Origin of the sequence: Halomonas sp. 141 (assembly GCF_002810305.1) — a bacterium.
Taxonomy (GTDB): Bacteria; Pseudomonadota; Gammaproteobacteria; order Pseudomonadales; family Halomonadaceae; genus Vreelandella; species Vreelandella stevensii.
In genome coordinates this window covers 92,048-113,303 of record NZ_PINZ01000007.1, presented here as the reverse complement: position 1 = coordinate 113,303, position 21,256 = coordinate 92,048, and the positions used below count along the sequence as shown (strand labels likewise).

General features: G+C 55.5%; 24 protein-coding genes and 2 pseudogenes. 14 read left to right on the top strand and 12 right to left on the bottom strand.

The features are described 5' to 3' along the window. Together CWI66_RS05630 and merR are read right to left on the bottom strand one after the other, a co-directional pair. Positions 1–172 (bottom strand): annotated as a pseudogene (locus tag CWI66_RS05630) (ISL3 family transposase); the annotation flags it as partial. 95 nt (positions 173–267) lie between these two features. Further along, positions 268–723, bottom strand: a complete 456-nt coding sequence (gene merR, locus CWI66_RS05625; RefSeq protein WP_001166628.1) for an Hg(II)-responsive transcriptional regulator — start codon at positions 721–723, stop codon at positions 268–270. Positions 724–794: 71 nt separating this feature from the next. On the opposite strand from merR, the gene CWI66_RS05620 reads away from it, so the two are divergent. The 7 genes from CWI66_RS05620 (at position 795) to CWI66_RS18665 (ending at position 4,495) form a co-directional block, all read left to right on the top strand. Further along, on the top strand, positions 795–1,145 hold the full coding sequence (locus CWI66_RS05620) for a mercuric transport protein MerT (protein ID WP_001294660.1): 351 nt from the start codon (positions 795–797) through the stop codon (positions 1,143–1,145). Between the two features lie 15 nt (positions 1,146–1,160). Then, positions 1,161–1,436 (top strand): mercury resistance system periplasmic binding protein MerP, encoded by a 276-nt coding sequence (merP, locus tag CWI66_RS05615; RefSeq protein ID WP_016915549.1) that lies wholly within the window; start codon positions 1,161–1,163, stop codon positions 1,434–1,436. Between the two features lie 27 nt (positions 1,437–1,463). Further along, positions 1,464–1,871 (top strand): organomercurial transporter MerC, encoded by a 408-nt coding sequence (merC, locus tag CWI66_RS05610; RefSeq protein WP_000522993.1) that lies wholly within the window; start codon positions 1,464–1,466, stop codon positions 1,869–1,871. Between the two features lie 38 nt (positions 1,872–1,909). Next, positions 1,910–3,592, top strand: a complete 1,683-nt coding sequence (merA, locus tag CWI66_RS05605) for a mercury(II) reductase (RefSeq protein ID WP_003055149.1) — start codon at positions 1,910–1,912, stop codon at positions 3,590–3,592. Positions 3,593–3,609: 17 nt separating this feature from the next. Next, the gene (gene merD / locus CWI66_RS05600) at positions 3,610–3,975 is read left to right on the top strand and encodes a mercury resistance co-regulator MerD (protein WP_001277466.1); all 366 of its coding nucleotides are present in this window, start codon (positions 3,610–3,612) and stop codon (positions 3,973–3,975) included. Next, positions 3,972–4,208: a broad-spectrum mercury transporter MerE gene (merE, locus tag CWI66_RS05595; RefSeq protein ID WP_001087807.1), complete on the top strand. Its 237-nt coding sequence runs from the start codon at positions 3,972–3,974 to the stop codon at positions 4,206–4,208. Before merD ends, merE begins: the two co-directional genes overlap by 4 nt. A gap of 65 nt (positions 4,209–4,273) precedes the next feature. Beyond that, the gene (locus tag CWI66_RS18665) at positions 4,274–4,495 is read left to right on the top strand and encodes a DUF3330 domain-containing protein (RefSeq protein WP_083844212.1); all 222 of its coding nucleotides are present in this window, start codon (positions 4,274–4,276) and stop codon (positions 4,493–4,495) included. Here CWI66_RS18665 and lspA read toward each other — a convergent pair. Together lspA and CWI66_RS05575 are read right to left on the bottom strand one after the other, a co-directional pair. Next, entirely contained in the window at positions 4,389–4,901 is a 513-nt protein-coding gene (gene lspA / locus CWI66_RS05580; RefSeq protein ID WP_016915550.1) for a signal peptidase II, read from the bottom strand. The genes CWI66_RS18665 and lspA overlap by 107 nt on opposite strands. Before the next feature lie 3 nt (positions 4,902–4,904). After that, positions 4,905–5,801, bottom strand: coding sequence for a cation transporter (locus CWI66_RS05575; protein ID WP_100731148.1), 897 nt, complete (start codon positions 5,799–5,801; stop codon positions 4,905–4,907). Between the two features lie 95 nt (positions 5,802–5,896). Between CWI66_RS05575 and cadR the strand changes: the two genes are divergently transcribed. Next, a complete protein-coding gene (gene cadR, locus CWI66_RS05570; protein WP_004364961.1) occupies positions 5,897–6,304 on the top strand; it encodes a Cd(II)/Pb(II)-responsive transcriptional regulator in 408 nt (135 codons plus the stop codon). A 609-nt stretch (positions 6,305–6,913) separates the two neighbouring features. On the opposite strand, the pseudogene CWI66_RS05560 reads toward cadR, so the two are convergent. The 4 genes and pseudogenes from CWI66_RS05560 to CWI66_RS17970 all read right to left on the bottom strand — a co-directional run bounded on the left by CWI66_RS05560 (position 6,914) and on the right by CWI66_RS17970 (position 10,961). Beyond that, a pseudogene (locus tag CWI66_RS05560) lies at positions 6,914–8,055 on the bottom strand (IS3 family transposase). Positions 8,056–8,169: 114 nt separating this feature from the next. Further along, positions 8,170–8,703, bottom strand: coding sequence for an inovirus Gp2 family protein (locus CWI66_RS18660; protein ID WP_263065550.1), 534 nt, complete (start codon positions 8,701–8,703; stop codon positions 8,170–8,172). A gap of 440 nt (positions 8,704–9,143) precedes the next feature. Then, positions 9,144–9,344 (bottom strand): helix-turn-helix transcriptional regulator, encoded by a 201-nt coding sequence (locus CWI66_RS05550; RefSeq protein ID WP_016915553.1) that lies wholly within the window; start codon positions 9,342–9,344, stop codon positions 9,144–9,146. Between the two features lie 78 nt (positions 9,345–9,422). Next, positions 9,423–10,961 carry a hypothetical protein gene (locus CWI66_RS17970; protein WP_157808952.1) on the bottom strand — a complete coding sequence of 513 codons (1,539 nt, stop codon included), beginning with the start codon at positions 10,959–10,961 and terminating at the stop codon, positions 9,423–9,425. 333 nt (positions 10,962–11,294) lie between these two features. On the opposite strand from CWI66_RS17970, the gene CWI66_RS05540 reads away from it, so the two are divergent. Then, positions 11,295–11,990 (top strand): hypothetical protein, encoded by a 696-nt coding sequence (locus CWI66_RS05540; protein ID WP_016915555.1) that lies wholly within the window; start codon positions 11,295–11,297, stop codon positions 11,988–11,990. A 77-nt stretch (positions 11,991–12,067) separates the two neighbouring features. Here the strand turns inward: CWI66_RS05540 and CWI66_RS05535 are convergent, their stop codons facing one another. Together CWI66_RS05535 and CWI66_RS05530 are read right to left on the bottom strand one after the other, a co-directional pair. Next, complete coding sequence (locus tag CWI66_RS05535) at positions 12,068–13,342, bottom strand: tyrosine-type recombinase/integrase (RefSeq protein WP_081138515.1); 1,275 nt, start codon at positions 13,340–13,342, stop codon at positions 12,068–12,070. 249 nt (positions 13,343–13,591) lie between these two features. After that, on the bottom strand, positions 13,592–14,470 hold the full coding sequence (locus CWI66_RS05530; protein WP_100731146.1) for a YicC/YloC family endoribonuclease: 879 nt from the start codon (positions 14,468–14,470) through the stop codon (positions 13,592–13,594). Positions 14,471–14,620: 150 nt separating this feature from the next. On the opposite strand from CWI66_RS05530, the gene rph reads away from it, so the two are divergent. Beyond that, entirely contained in the window at positions 14,621–15,358 is a 738-nt protein-coding gene (gene rph / locus CWI66_RS05525; protein WP_100731145.1) for a ribonuclease PH, read from the top strand. 71 nt (positions 15,359–15,429) lie between these two features. Here rph and CWI66_RS05520 read toward each other — a convergent pair whose 3' ends face one another. Further along, positions 15,430–16,197: an exodeoxyribonuclease III gene (locus CWI66_RS05520; RefSeq protein WP_100731144.1), complete on the bottom strand. Its 768-nt coding sequence runs from the start codon at positions 16,195–16,197 to the stop codon at positions 15,430–15,432. A gap of 151 nt (positions 16,198–16,348) precedes the next feature. On the opposite strand from CWI66_RS05520, the gene pyrE reads away from it, so the two are divergent. Next, positions 16,349–17,020 carry an orotate phosphoribosyltransferase gene (pyrE, locus tag CWI66_RS05515; RefSeq protein ID WP_100731143.1) on the top strand — a complete coding sequence of 224 codons (672 nt, stop codon included), beginning with the start codon at positions 16,349–16,351 and terminating at the stop codon, positions 17,018–17,020. Between the two features lie 60 nt (positions 17,021–17,080). On the opposite strand, the gene CWI66_RS05510 is transcribed toward pyrE, so the two are convergent. After that, positions 17,081–18,049, bottom strand: a complete 969-nt coding sequence (locus CWI66_RS05510; RefSeq protein WP_100731142.1) for an IS30 family transposase — start codon at positions 18,047–18,049, stop codon at positions 17,081–17,083. A gap of 104 nt (positions 18,050–18,153) precedes the next feature. On the opposite strand from CWI66_RS05510, the gene CWI66_RS05505 reads away from it, so the two are divergent. From CWI66_RS05505 to rep, 3 genes are read left to right on the top strand one after another with little or no spacing between them, the layout of a single operon-like run. After that, complete coding sequence (locus CWI66_RS05505) at positions 18,154–18,708, top strand: YfaZ family outer membrane protein (RefSeq protein ID WP_100731141.1); 555 nt, start codon at positions 18,154–18,156, stop codon at positions 18,706–18,708. Positions 18,709–18,713: 5 nt separating this feature from the next. Further along, positions 18,714–19,199 carry a tRNA (uridine(34)/cytosine(34)/5-carboxymethylaminomethyluridine(34)-2'-O)-methyltransferase TrmL gene (trmL, locus tag CWI66_RS05500; RefSeq protein WP_100731140.1) on the top strand — a complete coding sequence of 162 codons (486 nt, stop codon included), beginning with the start codon at positions 18,714–18,716 and terminating at the stop codon, positions 19,197–19,199. Beyond that, positions 19,196–21,256 carry a DNA helicase Rep gene (gene rep / locus CWI66_RS05495; RefSeq protein WP_100731139.1) on the top strand — a complete coding sequence of 687 codons (2,061 nt, stop codon included), beginning with the start codon at positions 19,196–19,198 and terminating at the stop codon, positions 21,254–21,256. The genes trmL and rep overlap by 4 nt, the downstream gene beginning before the upstream one ends.

Here is a 21,256-nt window from a genome sequence, read left to right as displayed (position 1 = left end):
GATAGGGAACGTCACGCTTGCCGAACCGTACGAACTCACCCTGCACGCCGCATTCCTCGCAGGCGATGGGATCGGGCACGTCCACCTGGAAGTGCATTTCGTCGTCGGTTGATTTGCAGCCCAGTACTTGGTATTGCGGCAGGTGAAGGATGTTGTCGGGAAGTTCGGTCATGGTGTTGTATAGGCGTAGGTGTCAGTCAGATCCATCCGGCTCGGCATTGGTGTTTGCTTTTTGGGGTCGTCTCAGAATTCGGAAAATAAAGCACGCTAAGGCGTAGTCACCCCGTGACTCCCCCGCGCCGATGCAGCGAGCTTCGTTCCGTCTTGCAGTGACGCAATCAGCGGGCAGGAAACGTTCCCTTTCCGCGCATGGCAGGCGCACACCAGTTCAGACAGCACGGCCTCCATGCGTGCCAAGTCGGCCATCTTCTCGCGCACATCCTTGAGCTTGTGCTCGGCCAGGCCGCTGGCTTCCTCGCAATGGGTGCCATCCTCCAGCCGCAGTAGCTCGGCGATTTCGTCCAGGCTAAAGCCCAGCCGCTGGGCCGATTTCACGAACCGCACTCGTGTTACATCCGCCTCGCCATAGCGGCGAATGCTGCCATAGGGCTTGTCTGGCTCCGGCAGCAGGCCCTTGCGCTGGTAGAACCGGATGGTCTCCACATTGACCCCGGCCGCCTTGGCAAAAACGCCAATGGTCAGATTCTCAAAATTAATTTGCATATCGCTTGACTCCGTACATAACTACGGAAGTAAGCTTAAGCTATCCAAACCAAATTTGAAAGGACAAGCGTATGTCTGAACCACAAAACGGGCGCGGCGCGCTCTTCGCCGGTGGGCTGGCCGCCATTCTTGCGTCGGCCTGCTGCCTGGGGCCGCTGGTTTTGATCGCCTTGGGGTTCAGCGGGGCATGGATCGGCAACCTGACGGTGCTGGAACCCTATCGCCCGATCTTCATCGGCGCAGCGCTGGTCGCGCTGTTTTTCGCCTGGCGGCGCATCTACCGCCCGGCGCAAGCCTGCAAACCGGGTGAGGTCTGCGCGATTCCCCAAGTGCGAGCTACTTACAAGCTCATTTTCTGGATCGTGGCCGCGCTGGTCCTGGTCGCGCTCGGATTTCCCTACGTCATGCCATTTTTCTATTAATCACAGGAGTTCATCATGAAAAAACTGTTTGCCGCCCTCGCCCTCGCTGCCGTTGTTGCCCCCGTGTGGGCCGCCACCCAGACCGTCACGCTGTCCGTACCGGGCATGACCTGCCCCACCTGCCCGATCATCGTCAAGAAGGCGATTTCCAGGATTGAAGGCGTTGATAAAGTTGACGTTACCTTCGAACCACGCGAAGCGGTTGTCACCTTCGATGATGCCAAGACCAGTGTGCATGAGTTGATCAAGGCCACTGGCGATGCGGGCTTTCCGTCCAGCGTCAAGCAGTGAGCCACTGAACCCGAACCTGGGGCGATCATGGGACTGATTACACGCATTGCCGACAAGGCTGGCGCGCTTGGCAGCGTTGTTTCCGCGATGGGATGCGCTGCCTGTTTCCCGGCTATCGCCAGCCTGGGCGCGGCCATCGGCCTTGGCTTTCTACAGGAATACGAAGGGTTGTTTATCTCCAAGCTGCTGCCGCTGTTCGCAGTCGTGGCTTTGCTGGCGAATGCACTGGGCTGGCTGAGTCATCGGCAATGGTACCGCAGCCTGCTCGGGATGGTCGGCCCAGCCATCGTGCTGGCGGCCATGCTCTTGTTTTTTGGCAATTGGTGGACGGCGAACCTCCTCTATGTCGGTCTGGCCTTGATGATCGGGGTGTCGATCTGGGATCTGCTCTCACCGGCCAACCGCCGCTGCGAACTACCACCCAAACACGGCTAACTGCATTGGCAGTTGCCGAAACGAAAAGGAACGATGCAATGTATTTGAATATCACCGGAATGACCTGCGACTCGTGCGCGACACATGTCAAGGACGCCCTGGAGAAAGTGCCGGGCGTGCTGTCGGCGCTCGTGTCCTACCCGAAAGGCTCCGCGCAACTCGCCACCGATCCCGGCACCTCGCCAGAGGCGCTGACCGCCGCTGTGGCCGGCCTCGGCTACAAGGCCACACCCGCCGATGCCCCATCCACTTCAGCGCGGGGCAGACTGCTTGGCAAGGCGCTGGGATGGCTGGGCGGTGGCGACAAGGCTGGTGGTGATGGGGACGGACTGCACGTCGCCGTTATTGGCAGCGGCGGAGCCGCGATGGCGGCGGCGCTGAAGGCCGTCGAGCAAGGTGCGAACGTCACGCTGATCGAGCGCGGCACCATCGGCGGTACTTGCGTCAATGTCGGCTGCGTGCCGTCCAAGATCATGATCCGCGCTGCCCATATCGCCCATTTGCGCCGTGAAAGCCCATTCGACAGTGGCATCGCGGCGACTGTGCCTGCGATTGATCGCAGCAAACTACTGGCCCAGCAGCAGGCGCGCGTCGATGAGCTGCGCCACGCCAAGTACGAAGGCATCCTGGACAGCAACCCGGCCATCACCGTGCTGCATGGTGAAGCGCGTTTCAAGGACGACCAGAGCCTTGCCGTCCGTTTAAACGATGGCGGCGAGCGTGTGGTGGCGTTCGACCGCTGCCTGGTCGCCACGGGTGCCAGCCCGGCCGTGCCGCCGATTCCGGGCCTGAAAGAGTCACCCTACTGGACTTCCACCGAGGCCCTGGTCAGCGACACCATTCCCGAGCGCCTGGCCGTGATCGGCTCGTCTGTGGTGGCGCTGGAACTGGCGCAAGCCTTTGCCCGGCTGGGCAGCAAAGTGACGATCCTGGCACGCAGCACGCTGTTCTTCCGCGAAGACCCGGCCATCGGCGAGGCCGTTACAGCCGCGTTCCGTGCCGAAGGGATCAAGGTATTGGAACACACGCAAGCCAGCCAGGTCGCGCATGTGGACGGCGAATTCGTGCTGACCACCGGGTACGGTGAAATACGCGCCGACCAGCTGCTGGTCGCCACTGGCAGGGCACCGAACACGCGCAGCCTGGCATTGGAAGCGGCGGGAGTCGCTGCCAATGCGCAGGGGGCCATCGTCATCGACAAGGGCATGCGCACCAGTACGCCACACATTTATGCGGCTGGCGACTGCACCGACCAGCCTCAGTTCGTCTATGTGGCGGCAGCGGCCGGCACCCGTGCTGCGATCAACATGACTGGCGGCGATGCGGCCCTGGACCTGACCGCAATGCCGGCCGTGGTGTTCACCGACCCGCAGGTCGCCACCGTGGGCTACAGCGAGGCGGAAGCACATCACGACGGGATCGAGACCGACAGTCGCACCTTGACCTTGGACAACGTGCCGCGTGCGCTTGCCAACTTCGACACACGCGGCTTCATCAAGCTGGTCATCGAGGAAGGTAGCGGACGGCTCATCGGCGTGCAAGCGGTGGCCCCGGAAGCGGGTGAACTGATCCAGACGGCGGTGCTCGCCATTCGCAACCGTATGACCGTGCAGGAACTGGCCGACCAATTGTTCCCCTACCTGACCATGGTCGAAGGGCTGAAGCTCGCGGCGCAGACCTTCAGCAAGGACGTGAAGCAGCTTTCGTGCTGCGCCGGATGAGGAAAAGGAGGTGTTCAATGAGCGCCTACACAGTGTCCCGGCTGGCCCTTGATGCCGGGGTGAGCGTGCATATCGTGCGCGACTACCTGCTGCGCGGATTGCTACGGCCGGTCGCGTACACCACGGGCGGCTACGGCTTGTTCGATGACACCGCGTTGCAACGGCTGCGCTTTGTACGGGCTGCCTTCGAAGCGGGTATCGGCCTGGACGCACTGGCGCGGCTGTGCCGGGCGCTGGATGCTGCGGACGGTGACGGTGCGTCTGCGCAGCTTGCCGTGTTGCGGCAACTCGTCGAGCGTCGGCGCGAGGCCCTGGCCAGCCTCGAAATGCAACTGGCCGCCATGCCAACCGAACCGGCACAGCACGCGGAGAGTCTGCCATGAACAGCCCAGAGCACTTGCCGTCTGAGACGCACAAACCGATCACCGGCTACTTGTGGGGCGCGCTGGCCGTGCTCACCTGTCCCTGCCATTTGCCGATTCTCGCCATTGTGCTAGCCGGCACGACGGCCGGCGCGTTCATCGGGGAGCACTGGGGTATTGCAGCCCTCACGCTGACCGGCTTGTTTGTCCTGTCTGTGACGCGGCTGCTGCGGGCCTTCAAGGGAAGATCATGACCGCTTCCCAGCCAGCCGAGAGTGGGCAGCTTTGAGCTTCGCTACCAATCTGGAGGAGTACCACCATGAACGCAAACGCCCCGAACACTGCCAGTTGCACCACCTGCTGCGTATGCTGCAAAGAAATTCCGCTCGATGCCGCCTTCACCCCGGAAGGCGCGGAATTGTATGGCGTAGGTGTCAGTCAGATCCATCCGGCTCGGCATTGGTGTTTGCTTTTTTACCCAACAAGCTGCTGGAAACGAAAAGTAAGGCACCGAGGACAATTGCAATATCAGCCAGGTTGAAGGCCGGCCAATGCCAGTCTCGCCAATAGAAATCAAAGGAATCCACAACATAGCCGCGAAAGACCCGGTCAATCAGGTTGCCCATGGCGCCACCGAGGATAAGACTGTAAGCGATGGCTTCTCCTTTATGACGATTTTCAAGGATCAGCTTGATCAGAAAAATCGAGACCACTACCGCGATTCCGATAAAAAAGTAGCGCTGCCAGCCTCCACCATTCGCAAAAAGACTGAATGCGGCACCGGTATTCCATACGTGTACCCAGTTAAAGAATGAGGTCACTGAAATAGACTCGCCATAGGCCATTGATTGCTGCACCAGCCACTTTACAGCCTGATCAGACGCTGCCAGCAGGCCCGATATGGACAATAGGGCATACGGCGAGAGCTTTTTGCCAATAATGAGCATTATTTAACCCTTCAACGCCAGAATGCGTCTGGCACCGTTAAGTACAATGACCCCCGCGATGGTGCCGATAATCAGATCCGGATAATTGGAACCGGTCCACGCGACCAGGGCGCCGGCGGTGATGACCCCCAGGTTGATCACCACGTCATTGGCCGAGAATATCCAGCTTGCCTTCATGTGCGCCCCGCCTTCCCGATGTTTGGATATGAGCAGCAGACAACTGGTATTGGCAATCAATGCGACGAATGCGATAGCCATCATCACCAGCGATTCAGGCTCACTACCGAATACAAAGCGTCTCACCACCTCTACGAGTACGCCAACAGCCAAAACCAGTTGGACCACACCAGCAACGTGCGCAACACGGACCTGCCTTTTCACGCTATGCCCAACCGCATAAAGAGCGAGTCCGTACACTGCCGCATCAGCAAAATTGTCCAGGGACTCTGCAATGAGGCCAGTTGACTGAGCCATCAGACCGGCAGTCATTTCCACCACGAACAGAAGTGCATTGATGCCGAGCAACCAGCGCAGGGTCCCGGATTCTTGCTTAGCAGAAGCTGCCGAGAACTCGGCGGCCTTGATGGTCTCCGGATTTGCAGCAACGCTTTCCTGAAGCGCGGCGCCTAGCCCCAAGGTCTTCAGTTTCGAGGTGACGGGCTCGACCTCGCCGTCATGCACGACCTTCAGCCGGCGGTTCGACAAGTCGAAGGACAGCGCTCGAATCTCCTCAAAGCCGCTCAGGGCTAGGCGAATCATTCGTTCTTCTGATGGACAGTCCATCTTCGGCACGGCATAAACACTGACCCATCTCCCTGGCGCCTCGGAGGAGGCCTGTATATCGGTATCCGCTGCGGACGTTGCATCACCGCCACAGGCGCCACCACAGGATTTGCTCATGATACGACTCCACTTGAACAATGTTGTGGTACCATTTAAAACTATAAAGCTACTATAAGGTCAATAGAGTAAAGAATCCGTTGGGGAGGAGGCTGATGCGCATTGGTCAGTTGGCGCAGTTGGTAGGGGTCGAAACACAGACGATCCGCTTCTATGAACAGCAGGGCTTGTTGCCGCCGCCTGATCGGCAGGACAACGGTTACCGTGTCTATACCGAGAAGCATGGTGAGGGGCTGGCCTTCATCCGTCGCTGCAGAATCCTGGGCCTGTCACTGGCTGAGATTCACGAACTACAGAGCTATCAGGACGACCCTCATCAGCCTTGTACCGCCGTCAACGCCTTGCTCGATGATCACATCTCTCATGTGCGGTCGCAGATAACCGCTCTGCAAGCGCTTGAGAAACAACTCGTTTCACTGAGAGCGAGTTGCAACGATGACCGGGAAGTTGAGGCGTGTGGGGTTCTTGCTGGAATTAGCGAAGGAAACATGCACCAGCAGTAGGTGAAGCATCAACCAGATAATCCGATGAGATGCCGGTCTGTCTCACTCTCATGCAAAGGTAAGATCAACCATTTAATCCGCTTACCCATTAATCTCAACGGCTTCCTGCAGCGATGTTTGGAGTTCGTCAAAAATGCTCATCCAGAAACTTCCTCCTTTAATTGGTGGGTCAGTGTTTTCAATGCGGCCTTTTCAGCAAGTGTTATGTTGTCCTTCATGTTCTTAGGGTAGGCCAATATCACAGATATATGGTCGCCGCCTGGTTGTCATCTGGCTGCTAACAGGATGAAAGACATGTGAGTAATGTAATCCCTGGAAAAGATAACGTATTGATAATTCTTGGTTTCCGCATTGCAGGCGCGATACCAAAGTTTATTTTGTTGCACTCATAATCTCTTGGTCGTAAATTCATGTGCTACTGGAGTTTCCAGCTGTTGCAGCGTAACGGTGTAGCTCATCGATGATTCCATATATGGCAGTAATCGTCGGCATGGTGGATACCTAGCCCCCACAAAAGAGTGAGCCGAGTTTAGCGGTGTGGGGGCATGAGGGCAAAGCGATACTCCACTGACCGTATCCTGTTCTGGTCAAGTCAGAGCGGACACATTTTCAAGCTGCAGCCGCCAATTCGATTTCCCTTGGCGTTTGGTAGCCCAGGGTCGAGTGGAGCCGGCAGCTGTTGTACTCCATCTCGGTGTATTCGATCACGTCCCGCCGTGCGGCCTGTCGGCTTCCGTATCGCTGGCCAGCCAGCCACTCGCTTTTCAGTGAGCCGAAGAAGCGCTCCATGACGGCATTGTCCCAGCAGTTCCCTTTCCGGCTCATCGAGGCCTGGAACCCGTGCCGATCCAGCGTGGATCGATAGTCATGCGACGCGTACTGGCTGCCGCGGTCGCTGTGATGTATCAGTCCTTCCTCGGGCTGCCGGCGTCCCACGGCCATCTCCAGGGCGTCCAGGACCAACTGCGTGCGCATGTGCCCCGCCATTGCCCAGCCCACCAGCTGCCGGTCGTAGAGGTCGAGCACCGCCGCCAGATAGAGCCACCCTTCCAGCGTCCAGATCGCGGTGATATCGGCCACCCAGGCCCGGTTCGGTTCAGCCACCATGAATTGGCGGTTCAACAAGTTAGGCGCCACCGGTAGGCTATGCTCACTGTCGGTTGTATGACGCCAGCGGCGCCGCTGCCGTGCCTCTACACCCGCCTCCCGCATCAGGCTGCGAGCCTGGTAACGGCCGACATCGTGGCCTCGGCGTCGCAGTTCTCTGGCCATGCGGCGGCTGCCATAGCTGCCACGCTTCTGGAGATGAATCTCTCTGACTTCGTGGTACAGGGCCTGGCGCGCCTCATCAGGGCCACGTCGTCGCCAGTCATAGAAACCACTCCGGCTGACCTGCATAACCCGACACAGCACGGCCACGGGATAGGTGGCCTTCTCCGACTCGATGAACTGGTATCTCAGCTCGACTCTTTGGCGAAGAAGGCTGCCGCCTTTTTTAAAATATCCTTTTCAATCTGAAGCTTACGAACTTCTTCGCGGAGCTTCTTGATCTCGGCATCGCGATCGTCCTCCTGCCGTCCCGGGATGCCGGAGACCTGCTGACGGTGCTTGCGGCACCAGCGGTCCAGCACGCTGCGCTCCACGCCCAGGCGCCGGGCGGCCTCGGATACGGAATACCCCTGATCGATCACCAGGCTCACCGCATCCGCCTTGAATTCATCGGAAAACCGACGTCGAGTCTTCTTGGTCATGAACACCTCCATGGCCTCCATTATGAGGCTTATCGGGGTGTCCGCTCCAATTGGACCACTTCATCCATTGCCTGGATAGGTTTAGTGAGCTTGTGGATCGATAGACAATGTCCCTTATTGGCGGCTAGTACCAAACGCTCGTACACCTAGCCCGTACTGCTTTGTATTCGTTTTACAGAGATAAGAGGCACGTGTGAAAGCCTGCTCAAAGCTAGTTAGGTCACCTCGGTCGATCCAGTAGTAAGGGTTATCAGGGACGTGTACCCATGGCTCTTGAGGGTTCCAAGTGATTCCCAGCGCGCTGTACCAAGCACGTGACACCCGGCTGATAAGGTTCTCGTTTTGAGAGCCTGCCTTACCTGGCATGTGATACGCGTCACGATTCAGTAGGAAGAAGAAGTGATAGTGCGGCTTGCCGTTAAGGCCAACCTCCCGGCACCATACGTAGCGCACCTTAGTGTCAGGCACCCAGCCAGCTTGGCGTTTACTCTCACGATCATGTTTGATAATCGCTTTAAAGGAAGCGATGAACCTTGCGATAAGGCCTTTGTGATCCTCCGGCCTCATCCGGTCGCTTATCGTTGTGGGAATGACAGGATCGACCCTGAAGGCTAGCACGCGAGGGTAGTCAGCGAGAGCCTTGTGCATTGTAATGTAAAGGGCCTGAAGGTATTCATCGGCCATTGGGAGATGTTTCACTTGGAGAGCAAGCCCGTTGAAGGTAGGAGCAGCGTTCAAGCACAAATTAGCGTTTGATGGGTGTCGTTGAAGCATTTTAATTACCTCGATAGTGAGATCGACCCATGCCTTCGGAGGCATGAGCATGTATGTCAGGCACGACGAAGCCTCCAGCGGAGGCTGGATTCATTGAGACGGATACGTGTGGATGGCTACCTTTACGCTCGCTACTCAGGGACGGGGCTTGATGCCCCTCCCATTACCCTTTGATTTAAATATTTGATTTAACTAATAATAATTAAACAAGGTTCTTGGGAATGGGTAGTGACCGATAGGTACTGATGGTTGCTGGTGGGAGTGAGTCGCCGTCAGCGAATAATCACTCTTCAATTAAATGAGGAAAGATTGAGTTACTTCAGCACTGCTTCATTCCTGCGCTCGATGCTTTCGCAGATCCAGGCTTCCACTTCACGCTCGACCCAGGCAACAGCCCGAGTGCCCAGCTTGATGGGCTGAGGGAACTGCCCAAGGCTGATGTACTTGTAGACCGTCGATCTAGCCAGCCCAGTACGATCCATGACGTCTTTGATGCGGATTAATCGATTGCTCATGACGAACTCCTGTTATTCGTTCATGAGATGAGGCAGGTGAGTATTTTTTAATTGGAGAGTGGCTTTGGCGACTGGTGGTTATGCGTCGCTAGGCTCTTGAGCGTCAGACTCTGTGGCATCATCTGACTCATCATTGATAGCTGAAAGGCAATCCTGATGATGTGTTTGCCAATAGGTTTTTAGATCCTCGCTGACAGGGCTGCGGGATATAGTGGTCGTTGGCTCTTTACCGGCATCTTCGGAACGCAGGCCATAGCTACGTAGTTGAAACGCGGGTAAGGTCGAGCCGTTAGGTGAATTGGGAAAAACAGGCACAAGCATGTAGGTCATTGCTTCGTCGTCTCCGTGTCCATTACGGATGATGTCACGCTGAAGCTGTTTGGCTAGGTGATGTGACAGGGCATAAAACAGTAGCGCCAAGGGGTGATAAGAGAATTGTTCTGTTATTGGTTCTACTGTGGGAGGCTTATCGTCCAAGGCCTTTGTATAGTTGTCTGCTTTTTCAGACGCCCATTCTGACTCCTGCTCAGGTTTCGTTTCGATCACATATTCAGGCGTTATGCCTAAACGACGAGCAGTCGCCACTATAACGTCATGTTGTGGCTGTTCAGGCCCGGAACAACCTTCTTTCAATTCATTCCAGGAGGAAGTTAGCAGATGACAAGTATCGATATGAACACTGGTAAGTAACCAGTTTGCATCCTCCACATCGTAGCGCTTAAGCAGTTCTTCAACGCCACCTTCTAGATAACGTGTGCTTGGCAGCATTGATAGCGCCAGGTCAAAAACCATTTTGATTTCGTTGTATCTCTCTTGATATTTTTTAGCCTCGCGATAAGGATCATGCTCTCGTTTTGATTCATCCTTAGTATCGTCTGACACGGTACTATCAGAACCCTTGTTGGCATTGTACTCCTTCAACAATGCTTCGATTTGCAAGCTGCATACCCCTGCAGTCATCACTGCATCCACTATTCCACCGACTAACTCCGTTCTTTTTATTTCACCTTTTGTTGATTCCGTTACCTCGGGTTTGGTGCTTGAAGGCGGCGACACAATTGTAATGGGCGTTCTTGTGTGTTTTCCAAATGAGGGGTGGGCTAAATCAAGCAGATAAATAGAGGTTTTGCGTTTTTTAGCTTGGTGTGAGTATCGCCCTGGCTCATGGTGAGCAACGATACCTAAATCAACCAATTTCTTCAGTTGCCTATCTATGCGGGAGCGTGACATCCCAGTGAGGTGACGTATTGTTGATATTCCAAGGCTGGTTATTACACCTGGCGTATCAGCATGAGCTAGCAACACCATTAATAGCCACCGGTTAGGCAAGGTCAACCTTGAACGGCGGCGACGTCCATCTCTTACCAGATCCTTATTTTTATTTTCAGCAGATAGTAGGGTCGTTTTGGTAAGTGTGGCTATTTCTTCTACGTGGTGCGTAGAAGACAACGGATACTTCTGTAGTTCTTTCACAAACTTTGCTGATAAACGATAACGTACCGCTGGCCGACCTGGTCCTTTAACAGGTAGCCGCTCAATCTCAATAAACTGGTTTTGCCTTTCTCCGTGTTTTTTTATGAGACAACCCCAGGCTCGACGGCCTTGCGCATACGTCATGCCTAGGCTCATGAAGAGATCCTTCAAAGTGCCATCAAAGCTCTGGTCAGCGCCTATCACAGACGCCCACTGCATCAGTAGCCATCGTTCTTCGGGCGTTAGGCGAGCGTTCTTGTAGGTCAGAATGGATGTGTGCATAGCATGCAGCTTACGGCATTCTACAAAAAATAAAAATCCGATTTCACGGACTTTTAACAATTCACTTTTTTACGTTGTTCTATTACATTGTAATTAACCATTGAAACCGTACATTGCATGTGTACAATGTATTTGACATGTGACAGCCGACTCAAAAAAAATTAGATATATCTAATTCACTAGTGGAAATTGTTCATGACTCAACCTTTCGATTGGATCGTAACTCGTGATCCTGCTCAGCTGGAGTGGATAGCTAGTTACTTGGCGCGTAAGATTTTCAAAGGTTCTACGGCGTTCATTTCGGTAAAACCGCCTGCTGAGTACGGTTATGTTGAGATGGCTAAAAGCTTGAAGAAGCTTCCTGATGAAGCTGAATATCGAGAAGCCAGCAGGCAAATGAAAGGAGCCTGGAATACGTACCAATACCGTAAGAAGAATGGCAACCCAGTCTCTCTTCAAATCCCAGAGAAAAAAATAAAGCAACTAAAGCTTTTAGCGAAAAAGCGTAAACAGTCTCAAGCACAAACACTCAGCGACCTTATTAACGAGGCGCTGGGAAAAAAGAATTTTATAGCTAAAGAAACCAGCAATTTAAGCGATTCGTTTTTAGATGTAGCACAACAATATATACATCAAAGTGACGTGGATAGTTTGATCGATGAGTTGATGAACGAAATAAATCACCGCTGTTACCTTGAAGTACTGAAGAATGCAGGAGATCCAGTTAAAGACTTCAGTGTACGCGCTATTTATTTTCACTCAGTCAGAGAGCGTATTACAGAGCTGGCAACTAAAATCTCTATCATGCAGTCTCGTGACGGATCCGTAAACTCTACGATACTTGAAAAAGCCTTAGAAAAAAGTAGTAGACATGGATTCAATCATTATTAAAAATTTTAAGTTGGCAAGCTGAAATCCAGCAATAGCGTTACAATCAACACTCACATCAAACTAAAAATAAAGTTTTTCTACTTAGTATGATTTAACAGAGCACACCCAGCATTAGCAGCGCAGGGTGTGCAGGAACTTGGTAACATTACAGAATTAAATAAATTTGCTACTTTTATCAAAGCACGCTTTCGTTCCTCATAATAATCATACCGATCATAGACGCCTTCAACGCCTTTCAGCTTGTGATTCAAGCAACGCTCAGCCACATGGCTAGGTACGCCGGTCTCAGCCAACAGACTGCGGCAAGTGCGCCTAAGGTCATGCACCGTAAACTCGGGTAAATCACCCATTCTATTTTCAGGTTGCTGCTTCTTGCCTGGTTCTTTACCAAATAGCTTAGCAATGGCGCGATTGAGTGTATCCTTGCCCATATGGGGCTGCTTACTGCTACGACGGCTAGGAAATACGTAAGGTGAACCACAAGCACGGATGTGAAGCTCCTCTAACCACTCGACTGCCTGTGGTGGCAAAGGAATCGCCATTCCCACACCCGATTTGCTGCGCTCTCCGGGTAAGTTCCATTTTGCATTGTTCAAGTCAAATTCTGACCACGTGGCTTCAGTGAGCTCTGTTTTACGCACTCCAAGCACAACAAGCAGTGCGCATGCGAGATAGTTGTCACGCGTAAAGCTAGTGCGATTTTCTCTGAAAACCTCAAAGGCAAACCTGAGCTCCTCAACGCTAAGTGCTCTATCACGGCTTTTCTCGACCCCGCCCGCATCGTTGACGTTGAAAGCAGACGCAGGGTTATAGGTCAAAAACCCTAGCTTGATGCCATGGTTAAATAGCTGTTTTAAGTACATCAAAGCGTCATTTGCAACGGTTGGGCGACCGCTGTTAGTTACCCTTCTGATAATGGTACGCACATCCATAGGGGTAACGCTAGCCAGCGTTAGCGAACCGATGGCAGGAGCAATATCCTTTTCAAAGACGCGTTTAGGGATGTTGGGATGCTTGAGTCGCTTATCGAGCTCCTGATACCAATCGTCAAACAGATCCTGCACCGTGCTAATGGTTATTTTTTCTTCACGTACGCGCTCTACAAGAGGGTCTGTACCGCTACGAATGGCTTTCTGAGTCTCAACCACTTGCTCACGAGCTTCGAGCAAGGAGAGTTCAGAGCATTTACCCAGTGTCATACCGCGACGCTTACCTGCGAAGGTGTAGCGGCACATCCAATAGGCCGCTCCTGACTTCGGAATCATCAAGTACAAACCGTTGCCATCACCGTAGCGCCCAGGCTTGGCTTCTCTGATCAATGATTGAATTTTCTTGGCAGTAAAACTCCCCATCGCTCTTTCCTCCCCCTCCGCCACGCCTAAAACCATATATTTATTTATATTTCAGACACTTATATTAATATTGGGTAGTAAAACCTCAGAAATACGCCCAACTGGTGGATAGCATGGCATTTTACTACCCACTTTACTACCCACTTGGCGGTGGATTAAGCGGGATTTCGGTGGACGAGCATGGACAAGAATTTTATTAAAAAATATATAAAACAGTATCTTATAGAATTAAAAAAACGACCATAGGCATCACTCAATATTCTGTATCTGCTCCCGCATCTGCTCGATCAGCACCTTCAGCTCTACCGCGCAGCGGGTGGTCTCTGCCACCACGGATTTCGATGACAGCGTATTCGCTTCGCGGTTGAGCTCCTGCATCAGGAAGTCCAGGCGGCGGCCTTTGGGGCCTTTTTGGGCGAGCTGGTGGCGCACTTCGTCGATATGTGCGGTGAGGCGGTCGAGCTCTTCGTCCACGTCGGCTTTTTGGGCCACCAACACCAGTTCGGCTTCCAGGCGCTGGGGGTCGAGTTCGGTCTTGGCGACTTCTAAACGTTCCAGCAGCTGGGCCCGCTGGCGTTCCAGGATTTGCGGCAGCAGGCTGCGTACGGTGGCCACTTGCTCGCTGACGGCGTCCAGGCGGGTGGTGATCATCTCGGCCAGCTTTTCGCCTTCCCGGGCGCGGGCGTCGATCAGTTCCTTGAGCGCCTGGTCGAACAGCGCTTTGGCGGCGGCCTTGATGGCGTCCTGGTCCAGGTGCTGGGTTTCCATCACGCCGGGCTGGTTGAGCAGCGCAAGCGTGGTGGGCGGTACGGCGCTGGGCACCTGCTGCTGAATGGCCGCCAGGGCGTCGGCAATCTCTTGCAGGCGCGCGATGTTCACCGCCGGGGCCTGGGCGGTGTCGGTGCTCTCGAAACGTACGCTGCACTCCACTTTGCCACGCGCCAGGCGGGTACGCAGCGCTTCGCGCAGCAGCGGCTCCAGGTCACACAGGCTTTCGTGCAAACGAAAATGCGGCTCCAGGTAGCGCTGGTTCACCGAGCGTATCTCGACCTGCAGGGTGCCAAAAGGGGCGGCCTGCTCGGCGCGGGCGAAGGCGGTCATGCTGTGAACGTGGCGGGGGCTGGCCATGGGGGCTCCTGTGGGTCGCATTTGGGTCAGTCTACCTGATCTTGTCGGGGCGGGGTGCCTTGAATGGGCCTGGCCTGAATAGCCCCATGCCGGGTGGCATTGACGTGTACAATGGTAGGCCTTTTCAACGTAATGATGATGTGAGGTGCTATGCGTCCTGATGTAGTTCGCCCCAGCGGTCGCGAGGCCAACCAGCTGCGTGAGATTCGTTTGACCCGCGACTTCACGCGCCATGCCGAAGGCTCTGTGCTGGTGGAGTTTGGCGAGACCAAGGTGCTGTGCAACGCCAGCGTGGAAGCGGGCGTACCGCGCTGGCTGCGTGGCAAGAATCAGGGCTGGATTACGGCGGAGTACGGCATGCTGCCCCGCGCCACGCACTCCCGCAGCAACCGCGAAGCCACCCAGGGCAAGCAGGGTGGTCGCACGCTGGAGATTCAGCGGCTGATTGGCCGTAGCCTGCGCGCGGCGGTGAATTTGAAGAAGCTGGGTGAGTTCACCATTACCGTGGATTGCGATGTGATCCAGGCCGATGGCGGCACGCGCACGGCGGCCATTACCGGTGGCTGCGTGGCGCTGGTGGACGCCATTCGCTACCTGCAGCGGGAAAAGAAGATCAAGGGCGACCCCTTCAAGCAGCTGGTCAGCGCCATTTCCGTGGGCATTTACAAGGGCGTGCCGGTGTTGGACCTGGACTACCCGGAAGACAGCAAGGCCGATACCGACCTGAACGTGGTGATGACCGAAAACGCCGAGCTGATCGAGGTGCAGGGCACCGCCGAAGCGGGCGCGTTCAACCGCCAGGAACTGAACGCCATGCTGGACCTGGCCGAGAAAGCCGGTGATGAATTGCGTGAGAAGCAGCGTGAAGCGCTGGGCATTCGCGGCTAGGCGGGCCTGAAACGCAACAGGCCAGCGGTAAGCTGGCCTGTTGCCGATGCGACGCGGGAAGTAGCTAACGCTTAGAGCGCTAAATCATACTCAACGATCAGCGGTGCGAACTCGGAGAAGGTCGCATCGTAATCAATCCACGCGTCTACCACATGGCGCCGGAAGTTGGGGCCGACCAGCTGGTAGTCGATCCGCCAGCCTTCCTGCCGGTCCCGGGGTACTTCCTGGTCCAGCTTGGGCCACCAGGTGTATTCGCCAGCATCGCGATTGATCTCGCGGAAGGTGTCGATGAAACCGGTTGGGCCCAGCACCTGGTCCATCCAGGCACGCTCTTCCGGGCGGAAGCCGGAGGTGAGCTGATTGTCCGACCAGTTGGCCAGGTCGACGGTCTTGTGGGCAATGTGCCAGGTACCGCAGATGATGTATTCGCGGCGCTTGCGCGACATCTTCGTCAGGTACTCCTGGTACTGCTCCATGAACACCTGCTTGGCTTTCTGGTCACTTCCGTCGGGCATCAGGAAAGTGGCAATGCTGAAACGGTCATAGTCCGCCTGCAGAAAGCGCCCTTCGTGATCGCACTGAGGAAACCCCAGGCCGTACATGATGGCCTTGGGGATTTTGCGGCAATAGAGTGCCACTCCGGCGAAACCATCCTCCTCGGCATCCAGGAAATAGCCTTCGTAGCCTTCCGGATAGAGAATATGGTCACCCAGTTCAAAACTTTTTGCCTTGATGTTCTGCACGCAGACCACGTCGGCATCCTGCTGAGCCAGCCAGTCCAGGAAGCCACGGTCGACGGCATCACGAATACCATTGACATTGATGCTGGCAATTTTCATAAATCGTCCCTTTTGCGTCGCTGCTGTATGATACCCGACGTTTAGACGTTTGGGTAAATAGACAAACCAATTCTTGCTATTTAGCCCCGTTTTATTGTTGCGTTTGACTTACATTCCTATCGACCACACCTACCGACAAGAGAACACCGCCGTGGCCACCACTCTACAACCCTACCAACGCGATTTCATTGCCTTCGCTATTGAGCAGGGCGTGCTCAAGTTTGGCGAGTTCACGCTGAAGTCGGGGCGAGTAAGCCCTTACTTTTTCAACGCGGGCCTGTTCCAGACGGGCCGAGCGCTGGCCAAGCTGGGGCGTTTCTATGCCCAGGCGATTGTCGATAGCGGCCTGCAGGCCGATGTGCTGTTCGGCCCTGCCTACAAGGGCATTCCCCTGGCGGCGGTCACCGCGGCGGCCCTGGCCGACCATCACGACCTGGATATGCCTTACTCCTTCAACCGCAAAGAGGCCAAAACCCATGGTGAAGGTGGCAGTATCGTTGGTGCACCACTGGCCGGTGATATTTTGATTATTGATGATGTCATTACTGCAGGCACCGCGATTCGCGAAGTGATGGCGTTGATTGAGCAGAGCGGTGCCCGTGCCGCTGGGGTGATCATTGCGCTTGATCGCCAAGAGCGCGGCCAGGGCGAGCAGAGCGCCATTCAGGAAGTGAAGGCCCAGTATGGCATGCCGGTGATTAGCATTGTTACCCTTGAGCAAGTGTTAGAATATCTTGAAGATCAGAATGGGCACGAAATGCTGGCACGCGCTGCGGCAATTCGTGACTATAGACGTTGCTATGGTGTGGGTGGGAAGCAGTAATATCTACCCCCCTTGGGTGAACCCAATCAATCTTGGTTTCAAGTAATAACTGCAATTTCATTACGCGGCGAGTAAATCGTCTCGCCGCCCTATAAATAACTCATTCGGTGATCGTCCACCTCTGGTCGCTCTGGGTCTGCTGTTCAGTCGATCCATAACAAACTGAACCTGCTCATCCGTCACCTTGCTTAAGTCTGTTCCCTTGGGGAAGTACTGGCGGATAAGGCCGTTGGTATTCTCATTGATCCCTCGTTCCCATGATGCATAAGGGTGGGCAAAATAAATATCCGCCTCCAGACCTTTCGCTATATCCTCGTGCCCAGAAAATTCAAGACCATTATCCAAGGTGATGGTTTTGATTCTGGCTTTGAGCGACGCCAAATGCTCAATCGCTGCAGCCGCCAGCAGGTCGGCTCTTTTGCCCGTCAGGCGAACAATGACCGTATACAGCGTCTTACGCTCAACCATCGTCAGCAGAACGCCCTTGCGACCCTTGCCGATGATCGTATCGCCTTCCCAGTCACCAATTCGGCTACGCCGGTCAACGACCGCAGGGCGCTCATCAATACTCACTCTGTTCTTGATCTTCCCTCGCCGATCATAGCTGCCATAGCGCTTGCGATAGGGCTTTGACGCTACCCGAAGATGCCTATACAAATCGCCACCGTTGGCCTTGTCTGCGTAAATCAACTGGTAAATCGTCTCGTGGTGCAGACATACGCCTGTGTGCCTTCTCAGGTAATCGGCAACCTGCTGCGGACTCAGCTCCTGACGAAGCAAGGTTTCTATCTCACCTCGCACCTCGTCCGTCACCTTCCGTGCCTTGTAGGCATCATGCCTCCTAGCGCTCGACAGCTTCTGTGCCTGCCCAGGCCGATAACCTCGAAGCCCTCTGTTACGGCGAAGCTCCCGGCTGATCGTGGACGGACTCCACTCCATTTTCTCCGCTATCGCCAATTGGCTGTGGCCTGCTTTTTTTAGAATGTAAATCTGGTATCGTTCGTTTTCGGTCAGCTGGTTGTAGCTCATCAGTGCTTTTCTCTTGGTCGGGAGGAGCGCCGACTCTACCAGCTGGCCGCCCTCTTACCAATTGCACTTATTATCCGAAACCGCGAATAAAGAGTATTGATGTTATGCACAGAAAAATCACCTTGGTGACCATCGCCCTTGCCACACTGTTTTTTGGTCAGCAGACCTATGCCCTGAGTGTAGCCGCTAGCGCTGGCAACAACAGCTATGGCGTTGAAGCCAGCCAGCGCCTGCTTCCCACACTGCGCGGCTCGATTGGCTATATGCATTCCGATGACAGTGGTCGTCATGCTGATATCTACTCAGCTTCCTTAATGTTTACACCTCCACTGCCCGTTCTCGACCTCTCTGTCGGCACTCGCTATCAGTATATGGATACGGGGTTCGGTAGTGGCGGTGGTTTTGGTCTAGCGGGATCTGCGTTTGTGCCTACGCCTATCCCACTCACTAGCATTGGGGGCTTTGGCTCTTATACGCCTGACGCTTTCACACACGGCAACCTAGAAGAAAGCTATGAATTTGGTGTCCAGGCGCGTGTCAATTTATTTAGCCAAACATACCTGCATGGTGGCTACCGTTATTTCCGCACCGAATTCGAGGGGCAAGGCAGTCAGACGCTCGATAGTGGCCCAGTGTTCGGCATCAGTGCTGGGTTTTAATTTCCATGCTCGATATCGTTCTTTATCAGCCGGAAATTGCCCCGAATACCGGCAACTTAATCCGCCTCTGTGCTAATACTGGCTTTCGTCTGCATCTCATCGAACCGCTTGGTTTTACACTTGATGACAAGCGTTTACGGCGAGCCGGGTTGGATTACCATGAGTGGGCCCAGGTTAAATGCCATGTTAGCTGGCAGGCCTTTTTAGAGGAGGCCAAGCCAACGCGGGTGTTTGCCATATCAACGCGCGGTAAAACAGGCTATCACGAACCCTCGTATACTGAGGGCGACGCACTGGTATTTGGTCCCGAAACTCGCGGCCTTCCGCAACCAATGCTGGATGCGCTACCGGCATCCCAACGTTTGCGCATTCCCATGCTACCCGATAGCCGTAGCCTTAATCTCTCAAATGCCTGTGCGGTACTGGTTTTTGAAGCGTGGCGGCAGCTCGATTTTGTCGGTGCCAGCCCGTTCGACAAGAACCTAGCATGAGCACCACCAGTATCACTCAGCGCATTAAGCGCCTTAATCCGCGCCAGCAGGAGGCGGTGCGCTATATTGATGGCCCCTGCCTGGTTCTGGCGGGCGCAGGTTCCGGTAAAACCAGCGTGATTACCACCAAAATTGCTTACCTGGTGCAAGAGTGTGGGATGAGCGCGCGCAAGATCGCTGCTGTCACCTTTACCAACAAGGCCGCCCGAGAGATGAAAGAGCGGGTGGGCCAGATGCTGAAGGGCAAGGAGGGCCACGGGCTGACGGTCTCGACCTTCCATAACCTGGGGCTCAACATCATTCGCGGCGAGCTGAAGACGCTGGGCTACAAGCCGGGGTTTTCGCTGTTCGACCCGGAAGACGCCAAGGCGCTGCTGCGGGACTTGATGAACAAGGACGCTCAGGTGGATGCCGAGCAGATCAACGCCGTTCAGGCCAAGATTTCCCAGTGGAAGAACGACCTGGTGCTGCCCGGGGATGCGCTTTCGTTCGCTGCCGATGACGACGAGCATTTCGCGGCACGGGTGTACGAAGCCTACGTTCGCCACCTGAAAGCCTACAACGCGGTGGATTTCGACGACCTGATTCTGCTGCCCGTGGTGCTCTTGCAGCGTGACCCGGAAGCACTGGCCCGCTGGCGGCGCAAAATCCACTACATGCTGGTGGATGAGTACCAGGACACCAACGTTTCCCAGTACCTGCTGGTGAAGCTGCTGATGGCCGAACGCGCCACCTTTACCGTGGTCGGCGACGACGACCAGTCGATTTACGCCTGGCGGGGCGCTCGGCCGGAAAACCTGGTCACCCTGGGGGAGGATTTCCCGCGCTTGAAGGTCATCAAGCTGGAGCAGAACTACCGCTCTACCGGCACGATACTGCGCGCCGCCAACACGCTGATTGCCAACAACCCCCACGTCTACGACAAAACCCTGTGGTCGGAGATGGGCGACGGCGCGCCGATTCGCGTGGTGGTGAACCGCCATGAGGAGGCGGAAGCCGAGCGAGTGGCCAGCGAGATGCTCACCCGGCGCATCAAGGAAAAAGCCGAGTGGCGCGATTTTGCGGTGCTTTACCGAGGCAACTTTCAGGCGCGGCTGCTGGAGCTGAAGCTGCAGCACTACCAGATTCCGTACAAGCTCTCCGGCGGCACGTCGTTTTTCTCGCGTAACGAGATCAAGGACGCCATGGCGTACCTGCGGCTTTTGATCAACCCCGCCGATGACAACGCCTTTTTGCGCATCGTCAACGTGCCCCGGCGTGAAATTGGCCCCGGCACGCTGGAAAAGCTCGCCAACTACGCCACCGAGCGCTCCATTTCGCTGTTTTCCGCCTGCCACGAGCTGGGCCTGGAGCAAACGCTGCCCACCCGCGCCGTGGAGCGGCTGTCGCGTTTTACGCACTTCATCGATGGTGTACGCAAACGGATGGACCAGGGCGATGCCATTGCCGCGATACGCGACATGCTGCGGGATATGGATTACGAGGCATGGCTGTACCAGAACGCCAGCGCCCCGACCATTGCCGAGCGCCGCATGGCCAACGTATGGATCCTCATCGACCAGTTGGAAAAGTCGCTGAACCGCGACCCGGAAGAGAGTACCGCCAGCACCGAGACGGAAACCGACAGCGTCGAGGCCGCTATCTCGCGACTGGTGTTGCGCGACATCCTGGAGCAGCAGGCCGAAGAGGATGATTCGGATCGCGTGCAGCTGCTCACCATGCACGCCTCCAAGGGGCTGGAGTTTCCCCACGTTTACCTGATGGGCTGGGAAGAGGATCTGCTGCCCCACCGTAACGCCATCGAGATGGGCACCGTGGAGGAGGAGCGCCGCCTGGCCTACGTGGGCATTACCCGCGCCCGGCGGACGCTGACGCTGACCCTGGCGCGCCAGCGCAAGGCGTATGGCGAACTGATGGACTGCCAGCCTAGCCGCTTTCTGGATGAGCTGCCCGCCGACGACCTGGAGTGGGAGGGCCGCGCCGACAAGGAAGACCCCGACAAGAAGCAGGCTCGGGGCAAGGATGCCATTGCGGGGCTGCGTTCCTTGCTGGGCTGA

Coding starts and splice junctions, on each gene's coding strand:
- merP (WP_016915549.1), top strand. CDS start 1,161: ATGAAAAAACTGTTTGCCGCCCTCGCCCTCGCTGCCGTTGTTGCCCCC.
- CWI66_RS05505 (WP_100731141.1), top strand. CDS start 18,154: ATGCACAGAAAAATCACCTTGGTGACCATCGCCCTTGCCACACTGTTT.
- CWI66_RS05575 (WP_100731148.1), bottom strand. CDS start 5,801: ATGAGCAAATCCTGTGGTGGCGCCTGTGGCGGTGATGCAACGTCCGCA.
- merR (WP_001166628.1), bottom strand. CDS start 723: ATGCAAATTAATTTTGAGAATCTGACCATTGGCGTTTTTGCCAAGGCG.
- CWI66_RS17970 (WP_157808952.1), bottom strand. CDS start 10,961: ATGACGTATGCGCAAGGCCGTCGAGCCTGGGGTTGTCTCATAAAAAAA.
- CWI66_RS05510 (WP_100731142.1), bottom strand. CDS start 18,049: ATGAGCTACAACCAGCTGACCGAAAACGAACGATACCAGATTTACATT.
- merD (WP_001277466.1), top strand. CDS start 3,610: ATGAGCGCCTACACAGTGTCCCGGCTGGCCCTTGATGCCGGGGTGAGC.
- CWI66_RS05520 (WP_100731144.1), bottom strand. CDS start 16,197: ATGAAAATTGCCAGCATCAATGTCAATGGTATTCGTGATGCCGTCGAC.
- CWI66_RS05620 (WP_001294660.1), top strand. CDS start 795: ATGTCTGAACCACAAAACGGGCGCGGCGCGCTCTTCGCCGGTGGGCTG.
- merA (WP_003055149.1), top strand. CDS start 1,910: ATGTATTTGAATATCACCGGAATGACCTGCGACTCGTGCGCGACACAT.
- rep (WP_100731139.1), top strand. CDS start 19,196: ATGAGCACCACCAGTATCACTCAGCGCATTAAGCGCCTTAATCCGCGC.
- trmL (WP_100731140.1), top strand. CDS start 18,714: ATGCTCGATATCGTTCTTTATCAGCCGGAAATTGCCCCGAATACCGGC.
- lspA (WP_016915550.1), bottom strand. CDS start 4,901: ATGCTCATTATTGGCAAAAAGCTCTCGCCGTATGCCCTATTGTCCATA.
- CWI66_RS18665 (WP_083844212.1), top strand. CDS start 4,274: ATGAACGCAAACGCCCCGAACACTGCCAGTTGCACCACCTGCTGCGTA.
- cadR (WP_004364961.1), top strand. CDS start 5,897: ATGCGCATTGGTCAGTTGGCGCAGTTGGTAGGGGTCGAAACACAGACG.
- rph (WP_100731145.1), top strand. CDS start 14,621: ATGCGTCCTGATGTAGTTCGCCCCAGCGGTCGCGAGGCCAACCAGCTG.
- CWI66_RS05535 (WP_081138515.1), bottom strand. CDS start 13,342: ATGGGGAGTTTTACTGCCAAGAAAATTCAATCATTGATCAGAGAAGCC.
- CWI66_RS18660 (WP_263065550.1), bottom strand. CDS start 8,703: ATGCACAAGGCTCTCGCTGACTACCCTCGCGTGCTAGCCTTCAGGGTC.
- CWI66_RS05540 (WP_016915555.1), top strand. CDS start 11,295: ATGACTCAACCTTTCGATTGGATCGTAACTCGTGATCCTGCTCAGCTG.
- merE (WP_001087807.1), top strand. CDS start 3,972: ATGAACAGCCCAGAGCACTTGCCGTCTGAGACGCACAAACCGATCACC.
- merC (WP_000522993.1), top strand. CDS start 1,464: ATGGGACTGATTACACGCATTGCCGACAAGGCTGGCGCGCTTGGCAGC.
- CWI66_RS05550 (WP_016915553.1), bottom strand. CDS start 9,344: ATGAGCAATCGATTAATCCGCATCAAAGACGTCATGGATCGTACTGGG.
- CWI66_RS05530 (WP_100731146.1), bottom strand. CDS start 14,470: ATGGCCAGCCCCCGCCACGTTCACAGCATGACCGCCTTCGCCCGCGCC.